The 19,868-nt window shown below is 68.5% G+C and carries 13 protein-coding genes; 3 read left to right on the top strand and 10 right to left on the bottom strand.

Translation table 11 applies throughout. The annotated features are described in order from the left end of the window. Nucleotides 1–47: 47 nt before the first annotated feature. Nucleotides 48–275, bottom strand: coding sequence for a DUF3618 domain-containing protein (locus K3U93_RS16775; RefSeq protein WP_071513422.1), 228 nt, complete (start codon nt 273–275; stop codon nt 48–50). A 95-nt stretch (nt 276–370) separates the two neighbouring features. Here K3U93_RS16775 and bcp point away from each other — a divergent pair, with 95 nt between their 5' ends. Beyond that, nucleotides 371–844 carry a thioredoxin-dependent thiol peroxidase gene (gene bcp / locus K3U93_RS16780; RefSeq protein WP_083012192.1) on the top strand — a complete coding sequence of 158 codons (474 nt, stop codon included), beginning with the start codon at nt 371–373 and terminating at the stop codon, nt 842–844. Here bcp and K3U93_RS16785 read toward each other — a convergent pair. The 5 genes from K3U93_RS16785 to K3U93_RS16805 form a co-directional block, all read right to left on the bottom strand. Then, nucleotides 841–2,175: a dipeptidase gene (locus tag K3U93_RS16785; protein WP_083012190.1), complete on the bottom strand. Its 1,335-nt coding sequence runs from the start codon at nt 2,173–2,175 to the stop codon at nt 841–843. The two genes, bcp and K3U93_RS16785, sit on opposite strands and share 4 nt — an antisense overlap. A 96-nt stretch (nt 2,176–2,271) precedes the next feature. Then, nucleotides 2,272–2,664 (bottom strand): holo-ACP synthase AcpS, encoded by a 393-nt coding sequence (gene acpS, locus K3U93_RS16790; protein WP_071513425.1) that lies wholly within the window; start codon nt 2,662–2,664, stop codon nt 2,272–2,274. A gap of 28 nt (nt 2,665–2,692) precedes the next feature. Then, nucleotides 2,693–11,974: a type I polyketide synthase gene (locus K3U93_RS16795; RefSeq protein ID WP_220688550.1), complete on the bottom strand. Its 9,282-nt coding sequence runs from the start codon at nt 11,972–11,974 to the stop codon at nt 2,693–2,695. 500 nt (nt 11,975–12,474) lie between these two features. Then, on the bottom strand, nt 12,475–13,194 hold the full coding sequence (locus tag K3U93_RS16800; protein WP_083010988.1) for a DUF1906 domain-containing protein: 720 nt from the start codon (nt 13,192–13,194) through the stop codon (nt 12,475–12,477). A 69-nt stretch (nt 13,195–13,263) separates the two neighbouring features. Beyond that, nucleotides 13,264–14,157 (bottom strand): MerR family transcriptional regulator, encoded by an 894-nt coding sequence (locus K3U93_RS16805; protein ID WP_083010987.1) that lies wholly within the window; start codon nt 14,155–14,157, stop codon nt 13,264–13,266. A gap of 40 nt (nt 14,158–14,197) precedes the next feature. Here K3U93_RS16805 and K3U93_RS16810 point away from each other — a divergent pair, with 40 nt between their 5' ends. Then, entirely contained in the window at nt 14,198–15,361 is a 1,164-nt protein-coding gene (locus tag K3U93_RS16810) for an aromatic ring-hydroxylating oxygenase subunit alpha (RefSeq protein ID WP_083010986.1), read from the top strand. Between the two features lie 60 nt (nt 15,362–15,421). On the opposite strand, the gene K3U93_RS16815 is transcribed toward K3U93_RS16810, so the two are convergent. Continuing rightward, the gene (locus K3U93_RS16815; protein WP_083010985.1) at nt 15,422–16,768 is read right to left on the bottom strand and encodes a lipocalin-like domain-containing protein; all 1,347 of its coding nucleotides are present in this window, start codon (nt 16,766–16,768) and stop codon (nt 15,422–15,424) included. Nucleotides 16,769–16,909: 141 nt separating this feature from the next. On the opposite strand from K3U93_RS16815, the gene K3U93_RS16820 reads away from it, so the two are divergent. Beyond that, complete coding sequence (locus tag K3U93_RS16820) at nt 16,910–18,376, top strand: aldehyde dehydrogenase (protein WP_083010984.1); 1,467 nt, start codon at nt 16,910–16,912, stop codon at nt 18,374–18,376. Here K3U93_RS16820 and K3U93_RS16825 read toward each other — a convergent pair. From K3U93_RS16825 to K3U93_RS16835, 3 genes are all read right to left on the bottom strand, one after another. Further along, on the bottom strand, nt 18,371–18,766 hold the full coding sequence (locus K3U93_RS16825) for a DinB family protein (RefSeq protein WP_230981358.1): 396 nt from the start codon (nt 18,764–18,766) through the stop codon (nt 18,371–18,373). The two genes, K3U93_RS16820 and K3U93_RS16825, sit on opposite strands and share 6 nt — an antisense overlap. A gap of 119 nt (nt 18,767–18,885) precedes the next feature. Further along, nucleotides 18,886–19,335, bottom strand: a complete 450-nt coding sequence (locus tag K3U93_RS16830; RefSeq protein WP_083010982.1) for a MaoC family dehydratase — start codon at nt 19,333–19,335, stop codon at nt 18,886–18,888. Further along, the gene (locus K3U93_RS16835; RefSeq protein ID WP_071510173.1) at nt 19,332–19,862 is read right to left on the bottom strand and encodes a MaoC family dehydratase; all 531 of its coding nucleotides are present in this window, start codon (nt 19,860–19,862) and stop codon (nt 19,332–19,334) included. Before K3U93_RS16835 ends, K3U93_RS16830 begins: the two co-directional genes overlap by 4 nt. Nucleotides 19,863–19,868 lie beyond the last annotated feature (6 nt).

The following is a 19,868-nucleotide window of genomic DNA, read 5'->3' on the forward strand; positions in this document are numbered from 1 at the left end:
TGTCTGTTCCGGGGCCCGACGCGCCCCGTGCCGGGTGTCGCCGCGGGTCAGCGATCCCTGATCCTGCGGATCACCACGACCACAACGATCGAGGAGATCCCCACCAGCGAGGCGATCACCACGGGCTTTTTCACAAGTTCGACTGCCCGGGCCTTGAGGTCGTCGGCGAGGCGGCGAGGGTTGGCGCGTTCGGCAAGCGAGTCGACGGTTGCCGCCAGCTGGTCGCGGGCGAGGTCGATGTCCTGCTTGATGGTGTCAGGGTCCCGGTCCGCCACGTGTCTGTCCTCCAAGTCCGCCTGGTGCGCCTGACGAACTACCCTAGATCAGCTGGCGCCGACCCTGACGCTCCGGTGAATAGAAAGGGATCGAGTTGACTGAAACCACGCGATTGGCACCCGGCGACAAAGCGCCCGCCTTCAGCCTGCCCGACGCCGACGGCAAGAAGGTATCGCTGGCCGATTATCGAGGGCGCCGAGTCGTCGTCTACTTCTACCCGGCCGCCTCGACCCCGGGATGCACCAAGGAGGCGTGCGACTTTCGCGACAATCTGCACGACCTCAACGATGCCGGCCTTGACGTCATCGGCATCTCCCCCGACCCGCCGGCGAAGCTCGCCAAGTTCCGGGACGCCGAGAAGCTGACGTTCCCGCTGCTGTCGGATCCCGACCGCGAGGTGCTGACGGCCTGGGGCGCCTACGGCGAGAAGCAGCTGTACGGCAAGACCGTCACGGGCGTGATTCGCTCCACCTTCGTGGTCGACGAAAAAGGCAAGATCGCCGTCGCGCAGTACAACGTCAAGGCCACCGGCCACGTCGCCAAACTTCGGCGCGACCTGTCCGTCTAGGCGCCGTTGGCCAGGGTGGCCAGCAGCAGCGCTTCGGCCACCGCCGCGCGTTCCAGCACACCCAGGTGCAGGCTCTCGTTGACGCTGTGCGCCTGCGTTGCGGGGTCTTCGACGCCGGTGACGAGGATCTTGGCCTGGGGAAATGCTTGGGCGAATTCGGCAATGAACGGTATGGAGCCGCCCATCCCCATGTCGATCGGCTCGACGCCCCACGCCTGTCGGAACGCCGTCCGCGCGGCGTCATATACCGCGCCGCTGGCCTCGATGGCGTAGGGTTCACCGATTTCGCCGCGCGTGACGGTCACTTGCGCGCCCCACGGGGCGTGCCGCCGCAGGTGGGCGGTCAACGCGTCGAGGTGGGCCGCGGCATCACCGCCGGGTGCCACCCGCATGCTGATCTTGGCCCGGGCCCGCGGGATCAGCGTGTTGGATGCGGCCGCGATCGACGTGGTGTCGATGCCGATCACGGTGATCGCCGGTTTGGCCCACAGCCGTTGCGGCACCGAGCCCGAGCCGATCTCGGACACCCCGTCCAGCAGACCGGAGTCGGCGCGGACCCGCTCGGCGGGATAATCCACGGGCGCGGCGGTGCTTTCGTGCAGGCCGGGCACCGCGACGTTGCCGTCGTCGTCGTGCAGGCTGACCAGCAACCGCACCAGTGCGCTCAACGCGTCGGGAACCACGCCGCCCCACAAACCGGAGTGCAGCCCGTGGTCGAGCGTGGCAACCTCGACCACGCAGTCGACCAGGCCGCGCAGCGATACCGTCAACGCCGGAACCTCGGTGCTCCAGTTGGCCGAGTCGGCGATCACGATCACGTCGGCGGCAAGCGTGTCGCGGTGGGCGGCGAGCAGCCGGCCCAGCGACGGCGAGCCGGACTCCTCCTCGCCTTCCACGAAGACCGTCACACCCACCGGCGGCTGGCCGCCGTGCGCCCGAAACGCCGCCAAATGCGTTGCGATACCGGCCTTGTCGTCGGCGCTGCCGCGGCCGTAGAGCCGCCCGTCACGTTCGGTGGGCTCGAAAGGCGGCGACGCCCACTGGCCGGGATCGCCCTCGGGCTGCACGTCATGGTGGGCGTACAGCAGCACGGTGGGCGCGCCCGGGGGCGCCGGATGCCGCGCGATGACCGCCGGTGCGCCGCCCTCGCTGACTATGCGCACGTCGCCAAAACCCGCCTGCGACAACAGGTCCGCCACCGCCTGCGCGCTGCGGTGCACCTCGTCGCGCCGCCCGGGGTCGGCCCACACCGATTCGATCCGCACCAGATCTTCGAGGTCGCGGCGCACCGATGGCAACACGTCGCGGACGCGCTCAACGAGATCAGTCATGGCCTCGAGGCTAGTCGCGCCTCGACGACCCGCGAGCGTGCGCAGAATGCCGCGTACTAGCGGCGTGTCGTGTACAAACACGCACGCTCGCGGACATTAGGAAGTCTCCAAAATGGCCACCGCGGCCGCGGTGTCCCCCTCGTGCGTCAGCGACACGTGAATGGTCACGTCGGCCAGATGCTTGGCGATGTCCCCGGTCAACCGCACCCGCGGTCGCCCCCACATGTCGGTGACCACCTCGATGTCGCGGTGGATGTCCTCCCGCAACATGGGCCGTTGGGCGAACCGCGACCCGGACCAGGCCTTGATCACCGCCTCCTTCGCGGCCCAGCGGGCGGCTAGGTGACGCGCCGCCGACGAACTCTTGTCGGAGGCGTCACGACGCTCACCCGGGGTGAAGGTCTCGGAAAAGACCGTTCCCGGTTGGTCGACCTGCTCGGCGAAATCCGGAATGGAGACGAGGTCGATCCCCACTCCGACAATGCCCATGGGTCGCCAGGTTAACCGATGACCGACGTCATCCGGCAGAGACCTCGTAGGCGTCGTCATCGCCGAGCCGGGCGGCGGGATTCAGCAACATGGCCGCCTCCTGTCGCTTCTCCGCCGCGTGGTGGTCGAAGCGACGGTCCGGTGGCCGCTGATACATCGGCGCACCGCCGGCGATGGCCGAGGCCAGCCGGCGCTGACCGGCGAGCAGGCGCTCGTTCGCGCGCCGCTGGTAGTCGGCACGCTGCTCGGGGTCCAGTGCGGCGATGAACGCCTGCGGGTGCACCAGCGCGACCAGCCCGGACACGTGGCCGAACCCGAGGCTGGTCAGCATCCCGGCCTTGAGCGGGAACTTGCCGCCGAGCCGCAGCGTGTCGCGCACCCAGACGAAGTGGGCGGAGCCGGCCAGTTCGTCGTCGACGCAGTCCAGGCTGCGGTTGGGTGGGATCACCCCGTCGCGCAGCATCTGGCACAGGCCCATCATCTGGAAGACCGCCGCGCCGCCCTTGGCGTGCCCGGTGAGGCTCTTCTGCGACACCACGAACAGCGGGGCCCCCACTGAACGACCGAGTGCGGCCGCCAATCTTTCGTGCAGCTCGGTCTCGTTGGGATCGTTGGCCAGCGTCGAAGTGTCGTGCTTGGAAATCACCGCGATGTCGTCGGCGCCCACACCCAGCTTGGCCAGCGAACGGGCCAGCGGCGAGTCCTTGCCGCCGCGGCCCGCACCGAGCGCGCCCAGCCCCGGGGCCGGGATCGAGGTGTGCACACCATCGGCGAACGACTGCGCGTAGGCCACCACCGCGAGCACCGGCAGCCCCATCTTGAGCGCGAGGTCGCCGCGGGCCAACAGGATGGTGCCACCACCCTGGGCTTCGACGAAGCCGAGCCGACGGCGGTCGTTGGGCCGGGAGAACTTCGAGTCGTGGATGCCCCGGCCGCGCATCATGCCGGTGTCGGCGGTGGCCGCCATGTCACCGAAGCCGATGATGCCCTCCAGCGTGAGGTCGTCGATGCCGCCGGCCACCACCAGCTCGGCCTTGCCCAGCCGGATCTTGTCGACGCCCTCCTCGACCGACACCGCGGCCGTCGCGCACGCGGCGACCGGGTGGATCATGGCGCCGTAGCTGCCGATGTAGGACTGAACCACGTGCGCGGCAACGATATTCGGCAGCACTTCCTGGAAGATGTCGTTGGGCTTGTTGCGGCCCAACAGGTTGCCGTGATACATCGTCTGCATCGACGTGCCACCGCCCATGCCGGTACCCATGGTGTTGGCCACCAAACTCGGGTGCACGTAGCGCATCACCTCGGCCGGGCTGAAGCCCGCGCTCAGGAACGCGTCGACGGTCGCCACGATGTTCCACACCGCCAGCCGGTCAATGGAACTCGCCATGTCCGGGCTGATGCCCCACACGGTCGGGTCGAATCCGGTCGGGATCTGGCCGCCAACGACGCGCGACAGCTTGGTCTTTCGCGGCACTCTGATCTCGGTGCCGGCCTTGCGGATAACCTGCCAGTCGCTGGAGTCGGGCACCGGCCGGATGACCGTGTGTTCCGGGTCGAACTCGACGAAGGCGCGGGCGTCGGCCTCCGATGACACCACGAAGGCGAAGTCCTTGTCCAGGAACACCGACACCAGCAGCGGCGAAGCGTGGTCGGGGTCGATCGCGCCGTCGTCGACAAACTCGCGAACTCCCACTCGCTCCACCACGGTGTCGTGATAGCGCTCGACCAGCTCCGACTCGTCGACCAGCTCGCCGGATTCGGTGTCGTACCAACCGGGTTGGGGGTCGTCTTCCCAGCGGATCAACCCCGTGGTCCAGGCCAACTCCAGGACGCCGGCCGCCGACAGTTCGTTGTCGACCTCCATCTCGAACCGGGTGCGCGACGAGCCGTACGGGCCGAGTTCGGCGCCGCCGACGATCACCACAAGGTCGGCCGGGTCGACGTCGAGGTCGTCCCATTCCGGCGGTGGCGCCGGGGTGTATCCGCGCGGCGGGGACGGCAGCGCGGCGATGACACCGGGGGTGCCTTCGGCCGGCTCGCTGTCCGCCTCCTCGCTCGCCGACATCTCCTCGCGCGCTTTGGCGGCCAGCTCGGCCATGTCGAGGTCGGCGTCGGCGAGTCCGCCGGTCAGGTCCGCCTTGATCGGCGCGCCGGCAGCGGCCACCTTGGACTCCACGTCGCACAGGTCCAGCAGCATCGCCGCCATCTCGTCGGTCGAGTAGGTGGTGACACCGGCCTCCTCGACGGCGGTGACGATGGCGTCGTTGTGGCCCATCAGCCCGGTGCCCCGGGTCCAGCCGATCAGCGCGTGCGCCAAGCTAACTCGCGCCGCCCACGAGGACTCGGCGTGCCAGCGGCTCACCACGGCGTCCAGCGCCGACTTCGCTTCGCCGTAGGCGCCGTCGCCGCCGAACATTCCGCGGTTGGGCGAGCCCGGCAGCACCACGTGCAGCCGCGACGCGATGTCGCGCTCGGCGCCGATCTTCGACAGGCCGCCGATCAGCCGCTGCACGGCCCACAACAGAACCTTCATCTCCAGCTCGGCCCGCGAACCGGCCTCGGACAGGTCCCCGACGACGCGCGGGGCCGCGAACGGGAACAGCAGCGTCGGGGTTTGCGCATCCTTGATGTGAATCGACTGTGGCCCAAGGCTTTCGGTCTGTTCGGTGCCGACCCACTCGACCAGCGCGTCGATGTCGGAGTAGGACGCCATGTTGGCCGCGACCACCCACAGCGCGGCGCCGTAACGAGCGTGGTCGCGATACAGCCCGCGGTAGAACGCCAGCCGCTCCTCGTTGAGCTTGGATGTCGTGGCGATGACGGTGGCGCCGCCGTCGAGCAGTCGCGCGACGACCGATGCCGCGATCGAACCCTTCGAAGCGCCTGTCACGACGGCGATTTCGCCGCTGTAGCGGCCCGGGTCCGGGTTCTCGGCGCCGGCGGCGATGCGGCCGTACAGCGACGCGTGGATCTGCCGGCCGGCGGCCAGCGCCTTGCCCTGCCACCAGGTGGCCTGGGTGGCGACGACGTGGCCGACGCCCTCGAACCTTTCCGACAGGCTCAACCACTGGGCGTCAATGTCGCCCTCGTCGGCCAGCCACAGCTTGACCAGGTCCTCGCGGGCGCTGGCCCACCGGTCGTCGAACAAGACGGCCTTCTTGGCGTCGAACACCGGTGCCACCAAACGTGGCCAGTCCGCGCCCAATTCGGCGGTGACCAGGTCGATGAGCTCGGCATCGGTGGCCTTAGCCAAACCCGCCGACACGCCGACCGGATCGTCGAGGCCTAGCTGGCCCAGCACCAAGCGGGCCGCCGAGGCCAGCACGCCGTCGCGGCCGGTGATCTGATCGGTGAATTCGGAGAGCGCCGCGGCGTCGATGGTCGCACCGCCGCCACCGCCCGCCGACGGCAACGCCACCGAAACACCGCGGCGTGCGGCGACCGCAGTGACCGCGGCGTCGACGACCTTGTCGACGGACGCTGCATCGGCCAGCGCGCCCTCGTGCAGGTGCCCCAGGGCGCCCCCGCGAACGCTGGTGCCCTCACGGGTTCCCAGCGCGACCTCGACCGTGACGTGCTTGGCCCACCCCTCGCCGAGCTCCCAGGTCTTCTTGACCCGCTCGGCGATGGCCCCCGGCCGCTTGCCTGAGGGCCCCAGAACCGTGCGCAGCTGATCGTTGATCGCATCGGAAAGCACTGGGCCGTAAGGCTTGTAGGTGCGTGCCAGCTTGGTCACCTGGGAGCGCAGCCCGGCCAGGTCGGCCTCGGCGGCGCCATCGATGGCGCCCAGGTTCAGCTCGGAGCCCAGGTCCACCAGCAGCTGGTTGCGCCGTGACGACGCGCCGTCGGTGATGGACTCGATGGAGTCCAGCTCCTCGATCTGGTCGATGCGCATCTTGGCCGACAGCGCGATCAGCGCCAGGGTGGCGTCGGCGGCGTCGAAGGTCAGGTCGTCGGGACGTGGAGCCCCGGACGGAGCCGCGGCGACGGCAGGAACGACATTGGGATCGGGCGCACCCTCCGGCGCGGAAGCGCCGGAATCGTCCGCCACCGCTTCGTCTTCCGGCTCGGGGTCGGTGTCGGTCGCGAACAGCACGGCGGCGTCGCGCTCGGCGTTGAGCACTTCCACTGTGCTGTGGGCATACTCGGGGAGCTTGAGGGTGTTGGTGGCAAGTCCGGCGACGGTCGGCGACGACTTCACGCCGATCTCGACGAACCGCTCCACCCCCAGACCGCCCGCGGCCTCTTCGGTGAACAGCAGATCCTGCGTCTCGATCCAGCGCACCGGGCTGGCGAACTGCCACGCCAACAGCTCGATGAAGACCCTGCGCGCCATCTCGCGCGGCCGCTCGCGGCGCCAGGTGTCGTAGTCGGCGAGGATCTCGTCGAGCGGTTCGGCGGGCACCAAATCCCGGATCTCCTGGATGAAGTCGCGATCCAGCGTGAACGGCCGCGGCACCAGGTTGGGAATGTAGTGCCCGACGATCGGGTCGGGATCCTTGTCGCGCGGCATCACCCGTTCCAGCGAGCGGCGGAAGTCGGCCACACCGACCCGCAACACCTCCGAGTGGAACGGCACGTCGATGCCCGGCACCAGGATGAACGAACGCCGGCCGCCGGTGAGCTCGCGGCGACGCTCGACCTCGGCTTCCAGCGCCTCCAGGCCGCGCACCGTGCCGGCGATCGCGTACTGCGAGCCACGCAGGTTGAAGTTCACGATCTGCAGGAACTCACCGGTGTGTTCGGCGATTCCGGCGACGAACGCGGGAACCTCGTCGTCGGGCAGGTCGATCTGCGAGGGCCGGATTGCCGCCAACCGGTAGTTGGAGCGGCCCAGCTCGTCGCGCGGCACGATGTCATGCATCTTCGACCCGCGGTGAAACACCATCTCCAGCAAGGCTTCCAGCTCATAGATGCCCGTCACGCAGGCCAGCGCGGTGTACTCGCCGACCGAGTGGCCGCACGCGATGGCGCCCTCGACGAAGGCACCCCGCTCGCGCATCTCGGCGACCTGGGCGGCGGCCACCGTCGCCATCGCGACCTGGGTGAACTGCGTGAGGTAGAGAACGCCATCGGGGTGGTGGTAGTGCACGCCGCTGGCGATGATGCTGGTCGGGTTGTCGCGCACCACATGCAGCACCGAGAACCCCAGCGTTTCGCGGGTGAACTTGTCAGCGCTGTCCCACACCTTGCGCGCCGCCTTCGACCGCGCCCGCACCTCCATGCCCATGCCCTTGTGCTGGATGCCCTGGCCGGGGAACGCGTACACCGTCTTGGGGGCGGCAAGACGGGCGGTGGCCGACATCACCAGATCCGACCCGACACGGGCGGCCACTTCCAAAACCTCTGCGCCCTGGTCGATTCCGACGCGGTCAACCCGGAAGTCAACCTCGTCGCCGGGACGGACCATGCCCAGGAATCGCGCGGTCCAGCCGACCAGCCGGGCGGGCGGGCGGGCCTGACCGTCCGTGGCGGTCACCGCGTGCTGCGCGGCGGCAGACAGCCACATGCCGTGCACGATGGGTGATTCCAGTCCGGCCAGCAGCGCGGCCGCCCGGTCGGTGTGGATGGGGTTGTGGTCACCGGACACCATCGCGAACGGGCGCATGTCCACCGGAGCCGACAGCGTGACGTCGCGGCGCCGGCGGCGCGGGGTGTCGGTTGCGTTCTCCGATACCGCGCCCCCGGCCCGGACCGGATCGGCGAGCTGGGCGGCACCGGTGCGTCCCAGGATCGCGAAACGCTCAGTGAGCGTGGCGATCACGGCTCCGTCGGTATCGGCCGAGCCTCTCAGAGTCACCGAGACCGAGACCACACGGCCCAGGTCGGTGTCGATGGCCCGCGAAGCCGTTGCGGCCACTGTCAATTGGGCCGGCACTTTCGGCAGCGTGCCGACCACGTGGGCGGCGTGGTCCAGATGTACCAGGCTCAGCAGGCCCTCCACCACCGGGAAGCCGGTGTCGGTGACCGCCGAGCCGATCGCGGCGAAAATGGCGGGCCAGCAAGCGCCGACGAGCGCGTCGGGCACGGTGGTGAGGCTGGGCGCCAGTGGCTCCCCGAAGGTGGCGGTGACCCCGGTGTGGTCGGCGACCCGCTCGGGGTCCCAGTCCACCGTCACGGTGGCGGTCCCGTCGGTGACCGGAGGCAGGAACTCCGGCCCCTCATAGACTCCGACACCGGCCGCGACCGCCAAGACGGCGCGCATGGCGGTGCTGGCGTCCTCGGTGGAGACCACCGGCGTGCCACCGTCAACGGTGTTGGGGGGCAACGTGAATGGTATGTCGACCCAGGTGCCGGACACCGGCACGCTGAGCACGACTTGCTCGCCCTCCACCTGCAACTGCGCGCCGGTGGACGAATGCGTGGCGCGGCGGCTTTCGGGCCCTTCAGAGTCTCCGTGCACCAGCCAGTCGCCGGGATCGGCGATGCGATGAACCGGGTTGGTCGTGGTGCGGCCGGCCCACTGCACGTCGGGGGCGTCGAGCACGAGGGCCAGCGGCCCGGTCACGTCGGCGCGGCCCATCCGGCGCGACGTGACAGGTTTCGGCTGGGCGCCGGAAGACCGTAACTCGTCGATGGCGGCCTGCTCGAAGCGGTCCAGCAACTCGCCGACGGGTTCGTCCATCCGGGTGATGCCGGCCACCGACGCGGTGCCCGGGATGATGCACACCTGGTCGGCGTCGTAGCGGGCGTCGTGCGCCTGCCACAGCGAGTCGCTGCGCCACCAGCGCCGCACGTCCTTGTCGATCACCGGCACGAAGTTGACCGGCTTGCCCAGCGTCTTGCACAGCGTGACGAAGAACGGGACATCGGCCGGGTGCAACCGCACGGATTCGGCGTCAGGGTAGTGCGCGAGCAGGGCGGCAATGGCCTCGTCGGGCCGCTCCAGCAGGGCTTCGTCGGAGGCGAACAGCGTCTCGATCGGCCCGAAATCCTTTGGGTGCAAACGAGATTCGGCCCGCTGTAACATCTGCTGGAACCGGTCGCGCCACGTGTCGGCCAGCCAAGGGCTGCCCGGTGCGGCGGTGTCGGCGGTCGAGTCGCCCTCGCCGATGGTCAGCTCGACGTAGCGCCGTAACCACTGCAGGTAGGTCATCTCCGCGACGTCGCCGAAGTACGGCTTGGCGGTCTTGGCCATCGCCGCGATGATCTCCTCGCGGCGATCGGCGACCGCCTCGGCATCACCGGCGACCTCGTCGAGCAGCCGGCCGCAACGCGAGGCGCTGTTGTCGATCTCGTGGATGTCCGCGCCGAGCTGGCTGCGGCTGGAAGCCATGCCGCCCTGCGCTTTTCCGGCGCTGACCCACTGGTCGGTGCCCTGGGTTTCGACCAGCATCCGCTTGACCGACGGCGACGTGGTGGACTCGAGCGTCGCCATCGCGGCGGTGCCGACCAGGATGCCGTCGATCGGCATCAACGGGAAGCCGTAGGCCTGCGCCCAGCGGCCGGACAGGTATTCCGCCGCCCGCTCGGGCGTGCCGATGCCGCCGCCGACGCAGACGGTGATGTTGGGCCGCGACCGCAGTTCCGAATAGGTCGCCAGCAGCAGGTCGTCGAGGTCTTCCCACGAATGGTGGCCACCGGCACGCCCACCCTCGATGTGCATGATCACCGGCTTGGTGGGCACCTCGGTCGCGATGCGGATGACCGACCGGATCTGTTCGACCGTGCCGGGCTTGAACACGATGTGGCTGATGCCGACCTCGCCCAGCTCGTCGATCAGCTCGACGGCATCCTCGAGGTCCGGGATGCCGGCGCTGATCACCAGGCCGTCGATCGCGGCGCCGGACTGACGGGCCTTCTGCACCAGCCGCTTACCACCGACCTGCAGCTTCCACAGGTAGGGGTCGAGGAACAGCGCGTTGAACTGATAGGTGCGGCCCGGCTCGAGCAGGTTGGAGAGTTCCTCGACGCGGGCGGCGAAGATTTCTTCGGTGACCTGCCCGCCGCCGGCCAGCTCGGCCCAGTGCCCGGCGTTCGCCGCCGCGGCGACGATCTTGGCGTCGACGGTGGTCGGCGTCATGCCCGCGAGCAGGATCGGCGAACGTCCGGTCAGCCGGGTGAACTTCGTCGACAGCTTGACCCTGCCGTCGGGCAAGCTGACCACCGCCGGGGCGTAGCTCGACCAGGGACGGGCCACCTCGGGGACGGCGCCGATCGTGAAGAGGTTGCGCTGGCCGCCGCGGGTGGCCGCGGGCACGATGCCGACACCGAGGCCCCGGATCACCGGCGCGGTCAGCCGGGTCAGGATGTCGCCGGGGCCCAGATCAAGGATCCACCGGGCTCCGGCGTCATTAACGCGCGTGATCTCGTCCACCCAGTCGACGCCATTGACCAAGATGGCCTCGGTCAGCTTCCGGGCCAACGCGACGTCGAGGCCGACCTTCTCGGCCCAGCCGCCCGCGATGTCGATGCCGTCGGCCAGCCGCGGAGTGTGGAAGCCCACCTCCACCCGCACCGGGTCGAAGACCGGGGCGAAGACGTCGCCGCCGCGGACCTTGTCTTTGCGGTCGGCCTCCTCCTTCTCCGAGATCTGCCGGCAATACAGCTCGAAGCGCGAGAGTTGCTCGGGGGTGCCGGTGATGACCACCGACCGCCGGCCGTTGCGGATGGACAGCACCGGAGGCAGCACGGTGCGGACGTCCTGCGCGAACTCGTCGAGCAGCCGGCGAATGCGCTCGGGATCGGCGTTGGTGACCGACACCATCGGCGGGCGGTCGCCGAGCACGGAAATTCCGCGCCGCCGGGCCACCAGCGTTCCGGCCGCACCGATCAGCTGGGCCAGGGCCAGCAGCTCGACGTCGCGCGCGGCCCCGTCTTTCAAGGCCTTGAACGCCTCGACGGCGAGCACGCCTTGGGAATGCCCGACGACGGCCACCGGCGGCGTCGCGCCCCAGTCCATGCCCTGTCGGGCCAGGGCGCGCCCGGCCGCGATCTGGGTGAGCAGCACGCCGGGCATCGACACCGCGGCCGAGGTCAGGTGCTTGTCAGCGGGAACCGGGTCTTCGGCCGCCAGCGCGCGTACCCATTGCAGCGGCTCGAAACCGATCGGACGCACCACCACCAGTTCTTTTGCCACCGGCTCGAGCAGCAGCTCAGCCTCGCCGACCAGCGTGGCGATGTCGGTTTCGATCCCGGCCGAGGACACCAGTTCTTCGAGGGTTTCCAGCCAGGCGCTGCCCTGGCCGCCGAACGCGACGGCGTATGGCTCGCCGGCCGTCAGACGGTCGACCAGAGCATGGGTGCCATGAGGGCTGGTCCCGTCGCGGTCGGCGGATACCCAGTCGTGCCTCTCGTGGATCGTCACCTTGCTATATCCCCCTATGCGTCTTTACGTCTCGGTTCGTTCGTCAGTCACCACCGGCAGGCGGGGGCCTGGTCGGTTTCAGTCGATTCCGCGTCGAATCGCAGCTAAAACGGCTGACCGGTGTGTTGTCGGCGACCGTCCCCCGTGGATCGGGCGGCGCGACGGACTGCATCGGCTGTAATAAGGGTGTCATAAGGATCAGTGCCCCTTTTGCATGCTGATCGGTTACTGGCGAGTTCTACGCATGGGTAACCGTGTCGTGGGTAACACCGGGTTTAACCGGCGACACCGTCGTGGCGAACAAACCTCCTGCATGCAGGTGGTTACGGTCGAGTAGCCATAACTGCGCTGATCAAAGCAGTATTGTTATGTAATCGTTATGTTAAAAAAATCGGGTTGGTTCCGAACGGCCGGCGCCGTGCCGGGCGGCGCCGGTTAGCGGCCGTCCGTGCCCGCAGCGAGCGAACGAGTGTTTGCTGGATTTTTGGGCGGTCGGGCGCTCAGGCCCACTGCCCGAATTGGGGCTTGAGGATTTCATTGATGTCCACCCCGACCCCGCCGACGCTGCGTTTGTCGATCTCGACCTGGTGGAGGTTCGCGGCCGGATGGGTGAACCCCTTGGGCGAACCCCAGTTGTGCTGCCAGAAGTAGGAACCCAACCCGTCGTGCAGCGCCCAATCGATGGTTTTCGAGTTGGCGTACACGCCGGTGCGCTGATGCCCGATCACCGACTCCCAGGAGCGCAGGTAGGGGGCTACCTGCTGTTTGTACTGCTGGTATGAGGGGTCGTCGTCGATCGAGGCGTAGATCGGGGCGTTGGCCGGGCCGCCGGCGGCGGCGTGCAACTGCATCCCACGCTGGGCATGTTTCACGCCCGCGCCGGCCCCGCCCAGCCAGTCGGCGGTGTCGCCCTTGCCGTACTGGTAGCACGACACGATCTTGAGCCCGTTACTGCTCAGGTCACGGGCCTCGGTGACCTGAATCGGCTTGCCCAGCATCCAGTTGCCGCCGGGCCGGCGATCGGAGACGTATCGGATCGATCCCACCGCCCCGGCGGCCCTGATCTGGCTGGCGGGGATGACGCCGGCCGCATAGTCCAACAGGGTGCCCAGTGACGCCGACGCGGGCGCGGCGCGCAGCGACGCGGCCGCGACGCCCAGCCCTAGCAGACCCGGGGTCGCGGCGGCGAATTTGAGCACGTCACGCCGCAGGACCGACACACGCCACAGGGTACGACAGCAACACCAAATGGCACAGCAACCACATTTACCACGTCAGTCACATCTGTATCACGTTGCCGCATCGTCGCTTGGGTCTTTTGAAGCCGCCGGCAGCACGATGACGCTCACGGCCTGCAGGCCACGGCGGGCGGCCTGGGCGGCGACCTCGTCGATGAAGTGGGCGGCCGCGGGGTTTATCGATCCGGCCCACGCCCGGAATCCCTGCACAATCACCGGGTCGTGCTCCAGCAGCGGTCGCACGCCCCGCAGCGCGCCGACCACGTCGTCGGGCAACGGGTCTGCTAGCTGCTCGTCGATCCAGCGGTGCGCGAGTTTCGATGCGGCAGAACGGTTTTCACCCAAGGTGATCACATCGCCGGCGAGTCTGCGCAGTCGGTCGAACAGCGCCCGGCGTCCCGGCGTCTTGGCGAGCTGCGCCAGCAGCGTGCTGGCCGCGGGGGGCAAAACCATCTGCCCGAAGAGGGCCGGAACCGGCAGCTCCCACTCGTCGAACAGGTCGGCATACATCGCGGCGACGGGCGCGGGCAGCGGGGCGCTGAGCCGCCCGATGACGCCGATGCTGTCGCGGTGGGTGGTCGCCAGCCTGCGCAGGATGTGTTCGTTGAGGTCGTCGGCGCTCCCGCCGGCGGCGCGGTCGATGGCCGCGATCAGCTGATCCAGCCGGTCCCGCTGGCGCACCAGCAATCCGCGGTGCTCGTCGAGGAGATCGGCCAGGGTGGTGTGCCCGCCGTCGACCAACCGCTGAATGTCGTTGATGCCGACGCCCAGGCTTCGCATCAGGTCGATGCGCAACAGGTCCAGGACCTGCTCGACGTCGAAGACCCGGTAGCCGTTGGACAGGTGCTCGGCGCGCAGCAACCCGATTTTCTCGTAGTGCCGGATGCGGCCCGAGGCGATCCCGGTCAGGGCCGTGACGTCGCCGATCAGCAACTGCTCAGCCACTCCTTGACCTTACAACCGTCGCAAGGTCTGTACTGGGCCCATGGACCGTGACCAGCTCGTCGACCTGACCCGGCGCGCCTTGAAACTGGCGCGCGACAAGGCGACCGACCTCGCCCCCGCGACCCACCGGGTCGACGCGGCCGACTACACCTCGGTCGAGCGACACAACCGGGACAGGGCCCTGCTGCTGGCGAGCCCGCAGCTGGTCGGCTACGTTTCGGAGCTTGCCGGTCCCGGCGCGTACTGCACCAAGACGGTGCTGGGGCGATCGGTCCTGCTGACCAGAACGTCCGACGGGTCCGTCAAGGCGTTCGACAACGTCTGCCTGCACCGCCAGTCGCCGGTGGTGACGGGGTGCGGCAGCGCGAAGCGGTTCACCTGCCCGTACCACGCGTGGACGTACGACAACGCCGGGCGGTTGGTCGGCGTGCCGGGCCGCGAGGGCTTCCCCGACGTAACCGTCAAGTCCGACGGCCTGACCGAGCTTCCGGCCGCCGAGTTCGCCGGATTCCTCTGGGTGGCGCTGGATCCCGGCGCGACCCTGGACATCGCCGCGCACCTGGGACCGCTGGCCGACGAGCTCGATTCCTGGGGCATCGGGCGCTGGTCCCCGCTGGGCGAGAAGGTGCTCGACTGCCCGATCAACTGGAAACTGGCGGTCGACACCTTTTCGGAGAACTATCATTTCGCCACCGTGCACCGGCAGACGTTTGCCACCATCGCCCGCAGCAACTGCACGGTCTTCGATGCGTACGGGCCCCATCACCGGTTGATCTTCCCGCTTAACACGATCCTGGAACTGGACAATATTCCCGAGGAGCGGTGGGACCCGTTCCACAACATGGTCGTGATCTACGCGCTGTTCCCCAACATCGTGCTGTCGGTGACCATCGCCAACGGCGAGCTGTTCCGGATCTACCCGGGCGACCGACCGGGCAGGTCGATCACCGTGCACCAGAACTCGACACCGCTGGACCTTTCCGACGAATCCGTGGCCGCCGGGGCTCAGGCCGTCTTCGACTACGCCCATGCCACCGTGCGCGACGAGGACTACCGGCTGGTCGAGGGATTGCAGGCCAACCTCGAGTCGGGCGCCCGCGATCACCTGCTGTTCGGGCGCAACGAACCGGGGCTGCAGCATCGCCACGTCGCCTGGGCCCGGGCGCTTGCCTCGGCTACCGGCCAAGCCGCGGTGAGGCTGTAATTTTGCAGAAGAAGTGCGAGTAGGCACCTGCAGATTTACAGGCTCGGCGCCCGGGTTGCCCTAATCGCCCGAGGACAGCACGGCGATCAGGTCGTCGAGAATGGTTGCCACTAGCTCGTTTTCCACAGGCGCCACCCTGGTGAGCAGTTCCACCGCCTCGCCGCGACGGCCGGAGGTCACCAGCGGCGCCACCCGATCCACCATCGTCTGCAGGTCCGGGGCGGCGGGTTCGGTGTTCGCGACGGTGGTGGCCAGCACCTCGACCAGCTCCCAATCCCGATACAGCGCCAGTGAGCGCTCGTTGAACGCGAACCCGGTCACGGGTTTGCCCCACAACGTTCCGCGGTAGCGGTACGGGCCTTCCATGTATTCGATCGGCAGGCCGTGCGCCGGGGCCGCCACCAGCGGCTCCCCGATGACGTCCAGTTGCAGTGTGGCGCAGGTGATCCGGTGCCGATCCGGCATGTAGCGGGCCGCCGCGACCGGCCGCACCAGCGGCCGCACCGCGTTCGGCCACCGAACGTAGCTGCTGGTCGTCACCTCGACGTCTTCGGCGCACTCCGGCGGCATGGCCGGGTCGGGATAGCTGGCCGTCACACCCGTAAAATGTTGCAGCGCATTGCCGTTCGTGCGGTCGAACTGGCGCCAGATGCTCAAGTCCACGCCGTTGTCCAGGTTGATGGTGCGCCATTCGTGGGACCTGGCCCGCGGGTCGCCCCCGGTTCCCCCGCCGCCGGCGTATTTCGGGAACCACTGCCGGTCGACGTGCCCCGCGCTGCCGGAAACCTGCTCGACCACGTCGCCCCAGCGCAGGGTCCCGGTCATCGCCATTCCGGTCTGGAAATACGAGTACGTGTCGCGTTGGCCGAAGCAGACGATCTTCCCGTTGTAGGTCGACGCGCCCACCGGAGTCGGTGCGCGCGTTGGTGTTACGGCCAGGTCGAGCCGCATGCGCCGGCCGAGGTGGTCCTCGCCCACCAGGCTGACCCGGTAGGTGTAGGGCAGCAATTCCCCGTCGTCGTCGCGGCAGGTGGTCCAGGACGCGGTGCCGGCGCCGCTTCGGTAGCTGACGTCGAGATGGCCCGAGGCCATGGCCAGCTTGCGCCGCGCCCCCGGTTCCAGGTTGGCCGGCGGCATGTCGTAATCGGTGTAGGTGCCGTAATCACCGGTGTCCAGGTCGAACAGCGCCATGGTGTAGAAGTCCGCGACCACCGTTCCGCCGGGCCGGTTCTTGTTGAAGATGGTCAGAAAGGCAAAGGAACGGTCGGCCTGGATGGCGTCGAGCTGACCGGCGATGAACCAGGTGTCCGACTCCTGGTCGGGGTGTTCGCCTTCGGCGGCTGGGAAATCGAGCTGGGGATCACCGGGCACCAGCCGGAACGGGTAACTACGCCAGTCGCTATTCATGTCACGCGCCGCCTCGCTTGGAGACCGCGAGCGTTGTCGGCAACTTCGTCGTTCACGGCTTCCTCGACCCTGCTTTTTTGCTATGTTAGCAGCAATAGCGAAGTAACGGTCGCGTTCTCACCTGCCCCGAGGTAGTGCCCGATGACGGAAATCCCCGGCCACCGTTCGTATGACGAGCTTTTCATCGGGGGGCGCTGGCGCAAGCCCGCCAGCCCCCGACAGCTCGCGGTCATTTCCCCGCACTCCGAGGAGCCGGTCGGCCACGCCCAGGCGGCCGGCCCCGAGGACGTCGACGCGGCGGTGGCCGCCGCACGACGGGCCTTCGACCACGGCCCGTGGCCGCGCATGACGCCTGCGGAGCGGATGGCCAAGCTCGACGAGCTAGCCGCGATCTACGCCGGTCACATCGACGAGATGGCCGACCTGATCACCGCGGAGATGGGATCGCCGCGCAGCTTCAGCAGGCTCGGCCAGGCCGCGGGCGCCGCGTCGATGATGCACCTCACCCTGGCGTTCGCTCGCAACTTCCCGTGGGTGGAACGCCGCCAGGGCGTGCTCGGCGAGGTACACCTGCACCGCGCCCCGGTCGGGGTGGTCGGTGCCATAGTGCCGTGGAACGTGCCGCAATTCCTGATCATGCCCAAGCTGATTCCCGCCCTCGTCGCCGGCTGCGCCGTCGTCATCAAGCCGGCGCCCGAAACACCTTTGGACGCTCTATGGTTGGCCGAGATGATCGAGCGGGTGGGCCTGCCCGAGGGCGTGGTATCGGTGCTGCCCGGCGGACCCGATGTCGGCGAGACACTAGTGCGCCATCCGGGCGTGGACAAGATCGCATTCACCGGCTCCAGTGCCACCGGGCGCCGGATCGCGGCGCTGTGCGGGGAACAGCTCAAGCGGGTGAGCCTGGAACTGGGCGGCAAGTCGGCGGCGATCGTTCTCGACGACGCCGACATCGGCAAGACCGTGGCCGGCCTGAAGACGGCCGGCCTGATGAACAACGGGCAGGCCTGCGTCGCGCAGACCCGCATCCTGGTCAGCGAACGGCGCCACGACGAGTTGGTCGACGCCCTGGCACAGATGATGTCGGGCCTGCGCGTCGGGGATCCCGCCGACGAGGCCACCGACGTCGGACCCCTTGTCGCGCAACGGCAACAGCGCCGGGTGCGGGACTACATCCGGTCCGGGCAGCGGGAAGGCGCGCGCCTGATCCTCGGTGGCGACGACAGCCCGGTCGAGCGCGGCTGGTACGTGCGGCCAACCCTGTTCGCCGACGCCACCAACGAGATGCGCATCGCGCGGGAGGAGATTTTCGGCCCGGTGTTGACCGTCCTGCGTTACCGCGACGAGGACGACGCGATCCGGATCGCCAACGACAGCGACTACGGCTTGGCCGGTTCGGTGTGGACGGCCGACACCGCGCACGGTCTGCAGATCGCCGCCCGGGTGCGCGCCGGCACCTACGGCATCAACATGTACATGCTCGACATCAGTAGCCCGTTCGGCGGCTTCAAGCAGTCGGGCCTGGGACGCGAGTTCGGGCCGGAGGGCCTCGACGAGTACGTCGAGCTGCAATCGGTGGTGTGCAACGGCACAATGCCGCCGCTATGAAATGTCCGGCCGCCACGAAGGATCGCGGCCAAGCCGCGCGAGAAGTCTGGTTTGCACATCCATGTCGTCGTACCCCGCCACCGGTGCGTTGAACATCCCTGACCCGCTCAGGGCCAACGGATCCTCCGGCAAGCCGGCATAGAAGAACTCACACCACTCACGATCCAGCCGATCGTCCGCGCCGACCGCGCGGGCGAGGTCCCAGGTGTGGACCAAAACATCGCGGGTCAGATTCGGGACCAGCTTGTGCGCATCCAGCTCCGTTACCCGGCTCAGCGCGTCGTACGTCAGTTCCCAGCGCAGCTGTGGATCCTCACGTGGCCGGTCGGGCTTGAGTCCCAGCGGACGCAAGAGGAGCACGTCATGAAAACCGATAACGTGCTCGAGCACTCCCCGAGCATCCCACGCATCGCATGGGGAGCGGCGATCCCATCTGCCATTCGCCGATCGAACCGCCTCGCCGAACCGTCGGCACACCGCCAAATGCAGTTCGCCCACGCCGGAATCCATCATGTCCGCCGGTCGGGCAGCTGCAGGGTGAGCTCGACCGGGCAGCACAGCGCGCCATGCTGATTGGTCACCCGGATCTGGATGTCGACGAGGCGGCGCGGCGGGTCCACCGAGGCGTCCCGCCGCTTGGCCACCGCCCGGCCCCGGCCGACCATGGTGTCGCCGGCGTACACGGAACCGGTCAGCCGCATGGATCGGCGCACCACGCGGCTGCTCGGGCCGGCCCAATCGGTTGCGACGCGGTCGGCGAATCCGGCGAGATGCATGGTGTTGACGTAAATCGTTGGGTTCCCTTGGCTTTGGGCATAACCCGGATCGAAATGGCCGGGGAAATAGTCCCAGGTTGCTCCGGCGTTCTCCACCACCCGCTGGTAGCTGATCTGGTCGACCACCTCGGGCAGGTCGGCGGGAACGGTGATCTCGTTCCAGTCCAGGTCCGCACCGGTCACGAGGGTGCCCCCGGGGTGAACCGGAACAACGTATTGCGGCACGTGGCGACCACGGCCCCGTCTTGGCGGCGATAAGTCTCCAGAGTCTCGACGAAATGGCCGACCCCCAGACGGGTCCGCTTTTCCGGCGACACCGAGACCAGCTCCTCGACGGCGGTAAGCAGATCTCCCTCGACGATGGGCAGCGGAAACTCAACGTCGTTGGCGGCGTTGATAAATGTCGTGCCCGGTAACGGCACCCGCAGGGCAAGCGACGCCGCCGGCGGCCTGCCCCCGGGCTGCCACGGTGGAGGTATCAGCCATCCCATCAGCAAGGCGGGCGGGGCCAGCAGACCTCCCCATGTTCGCCGGGCGAACTCGGCATCCCAATACGAGCGGTTACCGTCGTGGACCATGGCGGCGAACAACTGGATGCGCGCGCCGCTGACCGGTGTCCGCGCGGTTCGCGGCTCACCCTGGGTGCCGACCATCCGCAGCGCGTCCTCGTAGGTGCCGAAGGCCAGCTGGTAGCTGAGGTCCTGATCCACGTACCG

It is taken from the genome of Mycobacterium malmoense (assembly GCF_019645855.1).
In the GTDB taxonomy this organism is placed as follows: Bacteria; Actinomycetota; Actinomycetes; order Mycobacteriales; family Mycobacteriaceae; genus Mycobacterium; species Mycobacterium malmoense.

Bases quoted from the DNA above. Each gene is read 5' to 3' on its own strand.
- K3U93_RS16810 (WP_083010986.1), top strand. From the start codon at position 14,198: ATGGACCGTGACCAGCTCGTCGACCTGACCCGGCGCGCCTTGAAACTG.
- K3U93_RS16785 (WP_083012190.1), bottom strand. From the start codon at position 2,175: ATGACTGATCTCGTTGAGCGCGTCCGCGACGTGTTGCCATCGGTGCGC.
- acpS (WP_071513425.1), bottom strand. From the start codon at position 2,664: ATGGGCATTGTCGGAGTGGGGATCGACCTCGTCTCCATTCCGGATTTC.
- K3U93_RS16815 (WP_083010985.1), bottom strand. From the start codon at position 16,768: ATGAATAGCGACTGGCGTAGTTACCCGTTCCGGCTGGTGCCCGGTGAT.
- K3U93_RS16820 (WP_083010984.1), top strand. From the start codon at position 16,910: ATGACGGAAATCCCCGGCCACCGTTCGTATGACGAGCTTTTCATCGGG.